At 70.2% G+C, this 13,503-nt stretch carries 11 protein-coding genes; 6 read left to right on the top strand and 5 right to left on the bottom strand.

What is annotated here, in order from left to right; genetic code table 11:
- Positions 1-4 precede the first annotated feature (4 nt).
- Genes tal through pgl form a run of 4 tightly spaced genes read left to right on the top strand, consistent with a single transcriptional unit; the run spans position 5 to position 4,587 of the window.
- Positions 5-1,123, top strand: a complete 1,119-nt coding sequence (tal, locus tag ADL12_RS35600) for a transaldolase (RefSeq protein ID WP_062710239.1) — start codon at positions 5-7, stop codon at positions 1,121-1,123.
- 4 nt (positions 1,124-1,127) lie between these two features.
- Positions 1,128-2,666: a glucose-6-phosphate dehydrogenase gene (zwf, locus tag ADL12_RS35595; protein ID WP_062710237.1), complete on the top strand. Its 1,539-nt coding sequence runs from the start codon at positions 1,128-1,130 to the stop codon at positions 2,664-2,666.
- Positions 2,663-3,808: a glucose-6-phosphate dehydrogenase assembly protein OpcA gene (opcA, locus tag ADL12_RS35590; RefSeq protein WP_062710234.1), complete on the top strand. Its 1,146-nt coding sequence runs from the start codon at positions 2,663-2,665 to the stop codon at positions 3,806-3,808. The genes zwf and opcA overlap by 4 nt, the downstream gene beginning before the upstream one ends.
- On the top strand, positions 3,805-4,587 hold the full coding sequence (pgl, locus tag ADL12_RS35585) for a 6-phosphogluconolactonase (protein WP_062710231.1): 783 nt from the start codon (positions 3,805-3,807) through the stop codon (positions 4,585-4,587). Before opcA ends, pgl begins: the two co-directional genes overlap by 4 nt.
- Before the next feature lie 64 nt (positions 4,588-4,651).
- Here the strand turns inward: pgl and ADL12_RS35580 are convergent, their stop codons facing one another.
- From ADL12_RS35580 to ADL12_RS35555, 5 genes are all read right to left on the bottom strand, one after another.
- Positions 4,652-5,491: a carbohydrate ABC transporter permease gene (locus tag ADL12_RS35580; RefSeq protein WP_062710228.1), complete on the bottom strand. Its 840-nt coding sequence runs from the start codon at positions 5,489-5,491 to the stop codon at positions 4,652-4,654.
- The gene (locus ADL12_RS35575; RefSeq protein WP_062710225.1) at positions 5,488-6,852 is read right to left on the bottom strand and encodes an ABC transporter permease; all 1,365 of its coding nucleotides are present in this window, start codon (positions 6,850-6,852) and stop codon (positions 5,488-5,490) included. Before ADL12_RS35575 ends, ADL12_RS35580 begins: the two co-directional genes overlap by 4 nt.
- 6 nt (positions 6,853-6,858) lie before the next feature.
- Positions 6,859-8,190, bottom strand: a complete 1,332-nt coding sequence (locus ADL12_RS35570; protein WP_062710359.1) for an ABC transporter substrate-binding protein — start codon at positions 8,188-8,190, stop codon at positions 6,859-6,861.
- 70 nt (positions 8,191-8,260) lie between these two features.
- Complete coding sequence (locus ADL12_RS57075) at positions 8,261-10,165, bottom strand: glycoside hydrolase family 13 protein (RefSeq protein ID WP_244188161.1); 1,905 nt, start codon at positions 10,163-10,165, stop codon at positions 8,261-8,263.
- Between the two features lie 135 nt (positions 10,166-10,300).
- Positions 10,301-11,572: an ABC transporter substrate-binding protein gene (locus tag ADL12_RS35555; protein ID WP_062710222.1), complete on the bottom strand. Its 1,272-nt coding sequence runs from the start codon at positions 11,570-11,572 to the stop codon at positions 10,301-10,303.
- A 126-nt stretch (positions 11,573-11,698) separates the two neighbouring features.
- Between ADL12_RS35555 and ADL12_RS35550 the strand changes: the two genes are divergently transcribed.
- Positions 11,699-12,214, top strand: a complete 516-nt coding sequence (locus tag ADL12_RS35550) for a PadR family transcriptional regulator (protein WP_062710219.1) — start codon at positions 11,699-11,701, stop codon at positions 12,212-12,214.
- A 104-nt stretch (positions 12,215-12,318) separates the two neighbouring features.
- Entirely contained in the window at positions 12,319-13,071 is a 753-nt protein-coding gene (locus ADL12_RS35545; RefSeq protein ID WP_062710357.1) for an ABC transporter ATP-binding protein, read from the top strand.
- The last annotated feature ends 432 nt before the right edge of the window (positions 13,072-13,503 follow it).

Here is a 13,503-nt window from a genome sequence, read left to right as displayed (position 1 = left end):
TTCCATGACAGACGCACTCAAGCGCCTCTCCGAGGAAGGCGTCGCGATCTGGCTGGACGACCTGTCGCGCCAGCGGATCACGTCCGGCAACCTCGCCGAGCTGATCGACCAGCAGCACGTCGTGGGCGTCACCACCAACCCGACGATCTTCCAGAAGGCGATCTCTTCCGGGGACGGTTACGAGCAGCAGCTCGCGGACCTCGCCGCCCGCAAGGTCACCGTCGAAGAGGCCGTTCGCATGATCACGACGGCGGACGTCCGTGACGCCGCCGACATCCTGCGCCCGGTCTTCGACGCCACCGGCGGCCAGGACGGCCGGGTGTCGATCGAGGTCGACCCGCGTCTGGCGCACAACACCAAGGCGACGGTCGCCGAGGCCAAGCAGCTGGCCTGGCTGGTCGACCGGCCCAACACCCTCATCAAGATCCCGGCCACCAAGGCGGGCCTGCCGGCCATCACCGAGGTGATCGGCAACGGCATCAGCGTCAACGTCACGCTGATCTTCTCCCTCGAGCGCTACCGCGAGGTCATGGACGCGTACCTCGCCGGCCTGGAGAAGGCCAAGGCCAAGGGCCTGGACCTGTCGCTGATCCACTCCGTGGCGTCCTTCTTCGTGTCGCGCGTGGACACCGAGATCGACAAGCGGCTCGACGCGCTGGGCACCGACGAGGCCAAGGCCGCGCGCGGCAAGGCCGCCGTCGCCAACGCCCGACTCGCCTACCAGGCGTACGAAGAGGTCTTCTCGACCGACCGCTGGAGCGCGCTGGAGAACGCGGGCGCCAACAAGCAGCGTCCGCTGTGGGCGTCCACCGGCGTCAAGGACCCGGCGTACAAGGCGACCCTGTACGTCGACGACCTGGTCGCGCCGAACACGGTCAACACCATGCCGGAGGCCACCCTTCAGGCCACCGAGGAGAGCGGCTCGATCACCGGCAACACCGTCGCCGGCACCTACGCGCAGGCCCGCGCGGAGCTGGACGCCGTCGAGAAGCTCGGGATCTCGTACGACGACGTGGTCCAGGTGCTGGAGGACGAGGGCGTCGAGAAGTTCGAGGCGTCCTGGAACGACCTGCTGAAGTCGACCGAGGCGGTACTCGAGCGCCTCGCCCCCTCGGAGGGCTGATCCCTTGCCACCCTTTACCGTCACTGAAGCGAATCCGCTTCGTGACGCCGCCGACCGACGGCTCCCGCGTATCGCGGGGCCGTCGGGCCTGGTGATCTTCGGCGTTACGGGCGATTTGTCACGTAAAAAGCTGATGCCCGCCGTGTACGACCTCGCCAACCGGGGTCTGCTGCCGCCAGGCTTCTCGCTGGTCGGCTTCGCCCGCCGCGAGTGGGCCCACGAGGACTTCGCACAGGAGGTCCACGACGCGGTCAAGGAGCACGCCCGGACCCCCTTCCGTGAGGAGGTCTGGCATCAGCTCATCCAGGGCATGCGCTTCGTGCAGGGCACCTTCGACGACGACGATGCCTTCGAGCGGCTGCGCGGCACCATCGAGGAGCTGGACAAGGCGCAGGGCACGGGCGGCAACTTCGCCTTCTACCTGTCGGTGCCGCCGCGCTCCTTCCCCGTGGTCATCCAGCAGCTCAAGAAGCACGGCCTGGCCGACCAGACGGGCGGCTCCTGGCGCCGCGCGGTCATCGAGAAGCCCTTCGGCCACGACCTGAACTCCGCCGAGCAGCTCAACAAGGTCGTCCACGAGGTCTTCGCCCCGGACCAGGTCTTCCGCATCGACCACTACCTGGGCAAGGAGACCGTCCAGAACATCCTGGCGCTGCGCTTCGCCAACACGATGTTCGAGCCGATCTGGAACCGGTCCTTCGTGGACCACGTGCAGATCACGATGGCCGAGGACATCGGTATCGGCGGCCGGGCGGGTTATTACGACGGGATCGGCGCGGCGCGCGACGTCATCCAGAACCACCTCCTCCAACTCATGGCGCTGACCGCCATGGAGGAGCCCGCCTCCTTCGACGCGGACGCGCTCGCGGCGGAGAAGACCAAGGTGCTCGGTGCCGTACGGCTGCCGAAGGACCTGGGCCGGGACACCGTGTTCGCGCAGTACGCGGCCGGCTGGCAGGGCGGCGAGAAGGCGGTCGGGTACCTCCAGGAGGAGGGCACCGACCCCAGGTCGAAGACCGACACGTACGCCGCCATCAAGCTGGGGATCGACAACCGCCGCTGGGCGGGCGTCCCCTTCTATCTGCGCACCGGCAAGCGACTCGGACGCCGTGTCACCGAGATCGCGGTCGTCTTCCAGCGGGCTCCGCACTCCCCCTTCGACACGACGGCCACCGAGGAACTGGGCCAGAACGCGATCGTGATCCGCGTCCAGCCGGACGAGGGCGTCACGGTCCGCTTCGGCTCGAAGGTGCCCGGCACCTCGATGGAGATCCGGGACGTGTCGATGGACTTCGCGTACGGCGAGTCCTTCACCGAGTCCTCGCCCGAGGCGTACGAGCGCCTGATCCTCGACGTCCTCCTGGGCGACTCGAACCTCTTCCCGCGCACCGAGGAGGTCGAGCTGTCCTGGAAGATCCTCGACCCGATCGAGGAGTACTGGGACCAGCACGGCAGGCCCGCCCAGTACCCGTCCGGTACCTGGGGTCCCGTCGAGGCGGACGAAATGCTGAAGCGAGACGGACGGAGCTGGCGCCGGCCATGAAGATAGACCTCACGGACACCACGGCCAGCAAGGTCAACAAGGCACTGGTGCAGGGCCGCCGCGCCATCGGCACGCCCGCCGTCGGCATGGTGCTCACGCTGGTCATCGTCACGGACGAGGAGAACGCGTACGACGCCCTGAGGGCCGCCAACGACGCCTCGCACGAGCACCCCTCGCGCACGCTGGTGGTCATCAAGCGCGTCTCGCGCTCGCCCCGCGACCGGACGCAGTCCCGGCTGGACGCCGAGGTGCGGGTGGGCGCCGACGCGGGCAGCGGAGAGACGGTGGTGCTGCGGCTGTACGGCGAGGTGTCCGACCACGCGCAGTCCGTCGTCCTTCCGCTGCTGCTGCCGGACGCGCCGGTGGTGGTGTGGTGGCCGGTGAACGCACCGCTCGACCCGGCGAACGACCCACTGGGCGCGCTGGCCCAGCGCCGGGTGACCGACACCTACGCCTCGGAGCAGCCGGTGCGGGAGCTGTCGGCGCGGGCGGACACCTACACACCGGGCGACACGGATCTCTCCTGGACCCGTATCACGCCGTGGCGTTCGATGCTGGCGGCGGCTCTGGACCAGGTGGTCTGCGAGGTGAAGGCCGTCGAGGTGGAGGGCGAGGAGTTCAACCCGAGCTGTGAGCTGCTGGCGATGTGGCTCGCGGACCGGCTGGACGTGCCCGTGAAACGGTCGCTGTCGTCGGGCCCCGGTCTGACGGCGGTCCGGATGGACACCGACTGCGGCCCGATCGTGCTGGACCGTGCGGACGGCTCCCTGGCGACCCTCTCCATCCAGGGCCAGCCGGACCGTGCGGTGGCGCTGAAGCGGCGGGAGACGGCCGAGCTGATCGCGGAGGAGCTGCGGCGGCTCGACCCGGACGACACGTACGCCTCGGTGTTGCGGTTCGGGGTGGAGCGGCTGAACTCGGTGCCGGCTTCGGCGGTTCGGGGCGCGGAGGCCGCCGAGGCGGCGGTGGCCAAGGCTGTGCAGGCCGTGGCCCTGGCGGAGGCTGCCGTGGCCAAGGCGGAGGTGCCGCCGGCCAAAGGAGCATCTCCGGCCAAAGGAGAAGCGGCCGAGACTCCCGGCGAAGCCGATGCGCAGGAAGCCGCGGCGCAGGAACCGATGAAGAAGGCGGCGGCGAACTCGTGAGCACTCCGCAGCTGGTCGTGCACCACGACAAGGAGCTGATGGCGCAGGCCGCGGCGGCCCGGCTGATCACGAAGATCGTGGACGCGCAGGCCTCCCGGGGCTCGGCGTCCGTGGTCCTCACCGGCGGCCGCAACGGCAACGGCCTGCTGGCCGCCCTCGCGGCCGCCCCCGCCCGGGACGCCATCGACTGGCCCCGGCTGGACCTGTGGTGGGGCGACGAACGCTTCCTCCCCGAGGGCGACCCGGAGCGCAACGTCACGCAGGCCCGCGAGGCTCTGCTGGACGCGGTGCCCCTGGATCCGAAGCGCGTGCATGCCATGCCCGCCTCGGACGGCCCGTTCGGCACGGACGTGGAGGCGGCGGCCGCCTCGTACGCGGAGGAACTGGCGAGGGCGGCGGGCCCCGAGAACCACGGCGCGGTCCCCACCTTCGACGTCCTGATGCTGGGCGTGGGCCCCGACACCCACGTCGCCTCCCTGTTCCCTGAACTCCCCGCGGTACGGGAGACGGAGCGCACGGTCGTCGGCGTCCACGGCGCTCCGAAGCCCCCGCCGACCCGGGTGACCCTCACGCTGCCGGCGATCCGGGCGGCACGTGAGGTGTGGCTGCTGGCGGCGGGTGAGGACAAGGCGCAGGCTGCGGCGATCGCGCTGTCCGGTGCCGGGGAGATCCAGGCACCGGCGGCCGGTGCGTACGGGCGCGCCAGGACGCTCTGGCTGCTGGACTCGGCAGCGGCGTCGCAACTGCCGCGGTCGCTGTATCCGCCTGCGTCTGCGTGAACGCGCTCGGGCCCTCGCTTCCCAGTGAAGTGAGGGCCCGAAGCACATGCGCTGCCGGCCTGCGTCACTTCACCGAACCGGCCATCACCCCCTGCACGAAGTGCCGCTGGAACGCGAAGAACACGACCACCGGCACCACCAGCGACACGAACGCCCCCGGCGCCAGCACATCGATGTTGCTGCCGAACTGCCGTATCTGTGACTGGAGTTCAACCGTCAGCGGCTGCGACGCACTGTCGGCGAACAGCAACGCCACCAGCATGTCGTTCCACACCCACAGGAACTGGAAGATGGCCAGCGAGGCGATCGCCGGACGCCCCACCGGAAGCACCAGCCGCGTGAAGATCCGCCACTCGCTCCCACCGTCCATCCGCGCCGCCTCCAGCATCTCCTTCGGCATCTCCGCGAAGTAGTTCCGCAGCAGGAACACCGCGAACGGCAGCCCGTACGCCACGTGGAAGAGGACGACGCCGGGAATCGTGCCGAACAGCCCCAGCTGGCCGAAGAGTTTGGCGACCGGGAGAAGTCCGATCTGCACGGGCACGACGAGCAGCGCCACCACGACGAGGAAGATCGCCTCGCGCCCGGGGAAGTCCAGCCACGCGAAGGCGTACCCGGCGAGTGCCGCGAGGACGACCACCAGCAGGGTCGCCGGCACCGAGATCAGCACGGTGTTCCAGAAGGCCTGGGTGATCCCGGCGTTCCCCAGCATCGCCGAGTAGTTGTCGAAGGACAGCTGGCCGGGACTGGTGAACACCGTCCACCAGCCGCCCTCGGCCGTTTCCTCGGCGGACCGCAGGGACGACAGGAACAACCCGGCGAGCGGTGTCAGCCACACCAGCCCGACCACCACGAGAAGCGCCTGGACGACCCCGTTACCCAGCCCGCGCCTGACCGCGTTCATCGCTGACTCCCTCGGAAACGGCGGACGTTGAAGACCATGGCCGGGATGACCAGCAGCAGAAGCAGGACGCCGAGCGCGCTGCCGAGCCCCTGGTTGTTGCCGCCGCCGAACGACACCAGCCACATCTGCGTCGCGAGCACGGTCGCGTCCTCCTGCACCGGCCCGGGCGCGATGATGTAGACGAGGTCGAAGACCTTCATCACGTTGATCACGAGGGTCACGAAGACCACCGTCAGCACCGGCGCCAGCAGCGGCACCGTGATCCGCCGGAAGATCTGCCACTCGTTCGCGCCGTCCATCCGCGCCGCCTCCAGCGCGTCCCGCGGGAGGGTCGAGAGGCCCGCGCCGATCAGGACCATCGCGAACCCGGTCCAGATCCACAGGTACGCCCCGATGATCGCCGGCGTGACGAGGGTCGGCCCGAGCCAGGAGATGCCCTCGTAGGGAGCGGCGAAGTTCGAGGCCGGCAGTTTCACCGTGTACGAGCCCTCGTCCAGCCCCTCGAAGCGGAAGGAGCCGTCGGACGCCGTGGTCGTCGAGGCGACCGCCTTCCCGGCCTGCACCGCCTCGACCTTCATCTCCGGCAGCCCGTTCTCCCGCCGGTCGACCTTGCCCTGCTGCCCTCCCCCACCGGGCGTGAAGTCGAGGTACACGACGCCGCGCAGCTCCCCGGGGCTCGCCTTCTGCCCCGCTGCCGCATACGCCGACTCGGTACCCCCGGGCAGGTCGTCGGGCAGCACACCGACGAGGCCCAGCGTCACCGCGTCACCCGGCGAGACGCTCGCGTTCGTGCGGTACGAGCCGTCGGTGCCCTTCGTCAGCCCCTGCCCGTCGCGCGCCCGGGCCGTCGGATAGGTCGAGGTGCCCTGGAAGGCGTCGTGCATGGACACGGCGGCGGCGTTCAGCACGCCCTTGTCCGGGTCCTCGTCGTACGCGAGCCGGAAGATGATGCCGGCGGCGAGGAAGGACACGGCCATCGGCATGAACAGCAGCAGCTTGAACGCGGTCGCCCAGCGGACCTTCTCCACCAGCACGGCCAGGATCAGGCCGAGGCCCGTGAGCAGGGCCGGGGCCACGACGACCCAGATCGTGGTGTTGCGGATGGCCTTGATGGTGGCCGGGTCGCGGAACATCTCGGCGTAGTTCTCGCCGCCCACGAAACGGGTGCCGGAGGCGTCGAAGAAGCTGCGTCCGACGGAGAAGAGGACCGGGTAGACGACCAGGGCACCCAGCAGGAGCAGTGCGGGGAAGACGAAGAGCAGGGCGATGATCCGTCCGCGCCGCCGGGTGCGCCGGTTGCGTGCCTTGCCGGCGCCCGCGGAGGGCGTCCGGCTCGGCTCTTTCACGAGTGTTGCGGTCATGACCGGTCAGCCCTGGCCCTGGTAAGCCTTGGCCGCCGCGGCCTCCAGCTTCGCCGCGGTCGCCGTCGGGTCCGACGGGTCGCGCAGGAAGTCCTGCAGGAGCTTCCACTCGCCCGCGCCCTTGGTGCCGCCGAAGGCAGCCGGCGCCTGGTCGGACATGTCGAAGCGGACCGAATCGCCGGCCGCGACAAGGGACTTGGCGGTCGCGCGGGTGACGTCGTCGCCGTACGACGCGAGGTCGACGTTCTTGTTCGGGGACAGGAAGCCGCCCGCCTCCGCCCACACCGCCGCGGCCTCCGGCGTCGCCAGGTAGTCCAGCAGGGCCATGCCGGCCTTCTGGTTCTTGCCGTCCTTCAGCACGACGGCCGCGTCACCGCCACTGACCACCGGCGCCTTGCCGGCGCCGACCGCCGGGAACGGGAAGAAGTTCGCGTCCTTGCCGATCGCCTTCCCGAACTGGTCCTTGGCGACGCCTGCGACGAAGTCACCCTCGTAGACCATGCCCGCCTCGGGCTTGGGCCCGAACACCTTCTCCACCGAGCCAGGGAAGTCGGTGTTGAGGGCCCCCTTCTGACCGCCCGCGATCAGCTGCTTGTCCTTGAACAGCTTGCCGAGGGTGGAGAGCGCCTCGACCACGGAGTCGTCGGTCCACTTCAGCTTGTGCGCGGCGAGGGCGTCGTACTTCTCGGGTCCGGCCTGGGAGAGGTAGACGTTCTCGAACCAGTCGGTCAGCGTCCAGCCGTCCTGCCCGGCGACCGAGAAGGCGGCGAGCCCGGAGTCGGAGACGGTGTGGCCGGCCTTGAGCAGGTCGTCGTACGACTTCGGCGGCTCGACACCCGCCTGGGCGAGGGCGTCGGGGCTGTACCAGACGGTCGACTTGTGGGCTGCCTTGAAGTAGAGGCCGTAGAGGGTGCCGTCGACGCTGCCGTAGTCCTTCCACACGGGTGCGAAGTTGGTGTCCACGGACTCCTGGGTGGTCTTGGACAGCGGCTTGAGCCAGTCGTTCTTCGCGAACTGCTGGAGCACGCCGACCTGCGGGACCATCACCACGTCGGGGGCGTTGCCGCCCTCGATCTTGCTGCCGACGACGGTGGAGACGTTGTCCCCGGTGGAGACGAACTGGGTCTTGGCGCCGGTCTTCTCGGTGAACGCGTCCAGCACCTTCTGGAAGTTCTTCTGCTCGGTGCCGGACCAGACACCGGCCACGGTGACCGTCTGGCCGCTGAGCGCCTTGTCACCGCCGCCCGCGGAGACGGGCCCGCCGCCGCAGGCGGTCGCGCCGAGTGCCAGGACGAGGGCGGTGCAGCCGGTGAGCAGGGTCGTACGTCGTCGCATCATCATTGATGTCCCTTCGAGGGGTGGGGAACTGACGGAGGATCAGGAGGCGCCGAAGAGGAGGATCGGAACGTCAGGGCTCGGTCCCGTCGCTCATCCACCAGGCCGCCGTGGAGCCGGGCAGCACCCCGGCCGGGCAGGGGCCGCTCGACAGCAGCGGGGTGCCGGAGACCGGCGCGGGCGTGGGCGCCGTACCGAAGTTGACGGCGCAGACGAGGCCGTCGCCGCGGACGAAGGCCAGGACACCGGGCGGGCTGTCCAGCCAGCGCAGCGTGCCCTCACCCAACTGGGGCAGGGCGTCCCGCAGTTGGAGGCCGTCGCGGTACAGGTGCCAGAAGGAGCGGGTGTCGGCGAGGGCGCGGTCGGTGGCGTACTCGGCGAAGTACTCCGGCTGGGGCAGCCAGGGCCGGGCGCTCTCGGCGCCGGAGGTGAAGCCGAAGGGGGATGCCTGTCCCGACCACGGCAGCGGCACCCGGCAGCCGTCACGGATTCGGGCCCGGCTGCCGGTGCGGTGGAAGATCGGGTCGGTGAGCACGTCGTCGGGCAGGTCGACGACCTCGGGCAGGCCCAGCTCCTCGCCCTGGTAGATGTACGCGGCTCCGGGCAGCGCCAGCATCAGCAGCGCGGCGGCGCGGGCGCGGGCGGCACCCAGGGGCTGCGTCGGAAGTGGCGCCGTCCGCCCGAAGGGCGGGCCGGGCGGCGGCGTGGGGGTACCTCCCGCCCGAGCCGGGCGAAGCTCGGTTCGAGGGTGGGGGAGCGTGCTCTCGGCGTGCCGGGCGGAAGCCCTCGTACTGGACGTACTCGGGCTTTCGCCCGGTGCGGCGAAGGGGGTCCCCCCGTCCGAGCCGTGCGAAGCCGGTTCGAGGATGGGGGCGCGTGCCAGGCGTCGCCCGGCAGGCGCCACTTCCGACGCAGCCCCTGGGCCGCTTCCTTCGGTCGCGGGTTCGCCGTAGCGGGTGACGGTGCGGACCTGGTCGTGGTTGTTGAGGACCCAGGTGACCGTCGAGCCCGTGCCGGCTATGTCCTGCATGGCCTCGGAGATGACCTTGCGGAAGGCGTCGGCCTCCCAGGGGGCGCCGAGCAGGTCGAAGAAGAAGGCCTGGTGGAGCTCGTCGGGGCGGACGTACTGGGCGTGTTCGCGCGCGGTCGGGACGGACACCTCGCCGACGAGGAGCCGCTCGCGGCCGTCGCGGGCGGTGTACTCCTCGCATATGGAACGCCACTGGCGCCACACCTGGTGCACCTCGGGCTGGTTCCAGGCGAGGGGGTTGACCGAGTCGCGGGTGCGGGCGTCGGCCTCCGGGTCGTCCGAGTCGGGCAGCTCGGGGTGCTTGTAGAGGCCGGCGGCGACATCGATACGGAAGCCGTCGATGCCCCGGTCCAGCCAGAAGCGGAGGATGCGGTCGAACTCGGCGCCGATCTCGGGGTTGCGCCAGTTCCAGTCGGGCTGCTCGGGCGCGAACATGTGCAGGTACCACTGGCCGGGCCGCCCGTCCGCCTCGGACACCCGGCTCCAGGCCGGGCCGCCGAACATGGAGTGCCAGTTGTTGGGCGGCTCGGCCCCGTCGGCTCCGCGGCCGTCGGCGAAGTGGAAGCGGGCACGGGCCGCGCTGCCGGGTTCGGCGGCCAGCGCCTCCTCGAACCACGGGTGCTCGCTGGAGCAGTGGTTCGGGACGATGTCGAGCAGCACCTTGACGCCGAGCCGCCGGGCCGCCGTGACCAGCAGATCGAACTCGGCGAGGTCGCCGAAGAGCGGGTCGACGTCGCAGTAGTCGGCGACGTCGTAGCCGTGGTCGTGCTGCGGCGAGGGATAGAAGGGGCTCAGCCAGATCCCGTCCACCCCGAGCTTCTTCAGATACGGCAGCCCGGCCCGGACGCCGGCGAGATCGCCCACGCCGTCACCGGTGCTGTCGAGGAAGCTGCGGACGTAGACCTGGTAGATCACCGCGTCACGCCACCATTGGTACTTACTCAGCATGCATGCATGTTAGGTATCTGTTTCAGGAGGGTGTCAATGAACTGAACGCAAGCTACCGAACAGTCAGCCCTTTATATCCGCTTATTTCAGCCCAGAGAGCCCACAGAAGAGACCTCGGCGTTACTTAACAAGTAACTAGCGGGAGGAGATGGCGGCGAGCTCTCTCGCCAGTCGCCGCACAGCTGCCGCAGGCGTCTCGCGCCCGGTCAGCGCGTCGTGCACGACCGCCTGCACCACCAGGCTCACCTGGTCGTAGCGCGGGCTCTTGGGGCGCGGCGCGGCCGTGAGCACGCTCTCGCGCAGGGTCGGCAGATACGGGAACTCCCGCACCAGCTCGGGATCCTCATACAGGTCGGCCCGTACGGGCGGCAGCGCGCCACGGGTGAGGACCTGGCGCTGGACGCGCTCGCTGGTCAGGTACGCGATCAGACGGGCGGCCGAGTCAGGGTGCCGGGCGTGCGCGCTGACGGCGAGGTTGGAGCCGCCCAGGACGCTCGTCCCCGGCCCGTCCGGACCCGGCAGCGGCACGGCGCCGATCTTCCCGGCGACCGGCGAGCCCTTGGCCGAGGCGCCGACATAGGCGTACGGCCAGTTACGGAGGAAGAGCAGGCGTCCGTCCTGGAAGGCCTGCTTGGACTCCTCCTCCTTGTACGTCAGCGCCCGTTTCGGGATCCAGCCCTCGCGTACGCCACGGGCGAGGAAGCCGATGCCTTCGCGGGCGGCCGTCGAGTTCACCGTGACGCGCTCGCCCTCGTCGCCGAGGATCGAGCCGCCCGCCGAGTAGACGGCCTCGGCGGCATTGACGGTGAGGCCCTCGTACGGCAGGAACTGGCCCGCGTAGCCGTCGAGGCCGTACTTCGGCGCGACGGTCTTCGCGGCCCGTTCCAGTTCGGACCAGGTGCGCGGTGGGTCCAGGCCCTCCTTGGCGAGGATGTCCTTGCGGTAGAGGAGCAGGCCGGCGTTGGTGACGTACGGGACCGCGTACAACTGCCCGTCGTAGGTTGCCGTGTCCACGACCGGTGGCAGGAAGGTGTCCAGCGGGAAGCGCTCGCGCGCCTGCGGGCGGATCCAGCCCTGCGCCGCGAACTCCGAGGTCCAGCTGACGTCGATGTTGAGGATGTCGAAGCGGCTGCGGTCGCCGGCGCGCAGGTCGGTGGTCATCTGCGCGTGTGTCTCGTCGGCGGAGTCGGGCAGCTCGACGAGGGTGACCTTCTCGCCGGGGTGGGTGCGGTTCCAGCCGTCCAGGACGGAGCCGAGATAGCCGGTGAGGTCACCGGCGGTGGCGAGGGTCAGGGGTCCCCGGCCGCCCGCGGTGCCCTCGTCGGCACGGGCGCCGGCGGCCACGTAGCCGGTCAGGATCACAACGAGGACGAGAAGGCCCCTACCGGCGGCGTGGATCCACCGCATAGGTTCCTCCCTGTACACCTGGCACCGGGCACCTTCGCCCGGGGACAGAGGCCATGTATACCTGTTAGGTATGCGCGATACTAGGCCTCGCAGCACAATAACCAGGATGCGAGGAGGAGAGCACGAGTGCGGCTGCCCCTCCTGGCCCTGCTGGCGCGCGGCCCGGCGCACGGTTACGAGCTGAAGCAGGACCTTGAGCAGATGCTGGGCTCCGCGTACCCTCAGCCGAATGTCGGCCAGGTCTATGTGACCCTCGGCCGCCTCGAGAAGTCGGGACTGATCGAGGGCGAGGACGTCGAGCAGTCGAGCCGGCCCAACAAAAAGGTCTACCACCTCACCGACGCCGGGCGTGAGGCGCTGCGCGCCTGGTTCGAGGAGCCCGAGGACGAGCCTCGGGTACGGGACGAGTTCTTCATGAAGCTGGCCCTCGCCCCGCAGACCGGTCTCGCCGACCAGATCGCCCTCATCAACAAACAACGGCGCCAGTATCTGAACACCATGCGTCAACTGTCGAAGCTGGCCGCCGCCGAAGACCGGGACAACCGCATAGCCCATCTGCTGATCGAGGGCGCGATGCTGCATCTGCAGGCCGACCTCGACTGGCTGGAGCGGTGCCAGGAAGAGCTGGAGGAGCTGGAGTGAGCGACGATTCCACTCCTGCGCTGCGCGCGGACACTTCTGCGCCGCGCACCGAAAGCCCCGCACCGCACACCGAGGGACCTGCGCCGGGCACCGAGAGTCCCCGGCTGACGCCCGCCGAGAGTCCCCTGCTGCGCGCCGAGGGCCTGGTCAAGACGCATCACGGCGAGGGCGCTCCGGCGCATGCCGTGCGGGGGGTGGATCTTGCCGTCCGGCAGGGCGAGTTCGTGGCCGTCACCGGTCCGTCCGGTGCCGGTAAGTCGACCTTGCTGCATCTGCTCGGCGGACTGCAGCGGCCGGACAGCGGCAGCATCTGGCTGGACGGCGAGTGCGCCGACGCGTGGAGCGAGGCCCGCTGGGCGGTGGAGCGCAGGAAGCGCCTCGGGATCGTCTTCCAGTTCTTCAACCTGGTCTCCGACCTGTCCGTCGCCGACAACGTCGAGCTGCCCGCGCTGCTGGCCGGCGTACCGCCGAAGCGGGCCCGCACCGAGCGGGCGGAGCTGCTGGGCGAGCTGGGCCTGGCGGGCAAGGAGCGGAGCATGCCGGGCGAACTGTCCGGCGGTGAACAACAGCGCGTCGCACTGGCCCGGGCCCTGGTCAACCGTCCCCCGCTGCTCCTTGCCGACGAACCCGCCGGCAGCCTGGACAGCAAGGGCACCCGCGAGGTCATGCGGCTGCTGTCCCGCTTCCACCAGCGCGGCCAGACGATCGTGCTGGTCACGCATGACGCCAGGCTGGCGAGCGCAGCGGACCGCGTGATCAGCTTCTTCGACGGCCGCATCGCCGACGACGCCGAACTGGACAGCGGCACACCGCCGCGCCGGGCGGGGATATCGGGCGTGCTGGAACTCAAGGACTGAAATGCGCCTGCCCGACCACCACCGGCCACCGAGCCGCTTGAACACACGCGAGTCCTGGAGAGGGACCGGGGCGCGGGAGCCCCTGCCCACGGCCGCCGGTCTTCGACGTGCGACTGGGGCACGGGAGCCGTTGACCACGGCGACCGGTCTTCGCCTCGCGGCCGGGGCACGGGCGCTCACGTCCACGGCAGTCGCTCCTCAGCGCCCGGCCGGGCCACGAGCGCCTATATCCACACCGGCCGAGCGACGGCACCGCGGGGCGCGGGAGCACTTGAGCACGGCCGTCGGTTGTCGGCGTGCGCCCGAGGGGCGGGAGCACTTGACCACGGCAGTCGGCCTTCAGCGCCCGGCCGGGACACGGGCACCCATGTCCACGCCGACCGAGCGACAGCGGCGAGCCGGGGCTCGGAAGCCACTGCCCACGGCAATCGG

It is taken from the genome of Streptomyces regalis (assembly GCF_001509475.1).
GTDB lineage: Bacteria > Actinomycetota > Actinomycetes > Streptomycetales > Streptomycetaceae > Streptomyces > Streptomyces regalis.
The sequence above is the reverse complement of the archived record's forward strand: the minus strand, read 5'-3'. Positions and strand labels throughout refer to the sequence as shown.

Bases quoted from the DNA above. Each gene is read 5' to 3' on its own strand.
- tal (WP_062710239.1), top strand. From the start codon at position 5: ATGACAGACGCACTCAAGCGCCTCTCCGAGGAAGGCGTCGCGATCTGG.
- opcA (WP_062710234.1), top strand. From the start codon at position 2,663: ATGAAGATAGACCTCACGGACACCACGGCCAGCAAGGTCAACAAGGCA.
- ADL12_RS35580 (WP_062710228.1), bottom strand. From the start codon at position 5,491: ATGAACGCGGTCAGGCGCGGGCTGGGTAACGGGGTCGTCCAGGCGCTT.
- ADL12_RS35575 (WP_062710225.1), bottom strand. From the start codon at position 6,852: ATGACCGCAACACTCGTGAAAGAGCCGAGCCGGACGCCCTCCGCGGGC.
- ADL12_RS35570 (WP_062710359.1), bottom strand. From the start codon at position 8,190: ATGATGCGACGACGTACGACCCTGCTCACCGGCTGCACCGCCCTCGTC.
- ADL12_RS57075 (WP_244188161.1), bottom strand. From the start codon at position 10,165: ATGCTGAGTAAGTACCAATGGTGGCGTGACGCGGTGATCTACCAGGTC.
- ADL12_RS35555 (WP_062710222.1), bottom strand. From the start codon at position 11,572: ATGCGGTGGATCCACGCCGCCGGTAGGGGCCTTCTCGTCCTCGTTGTG.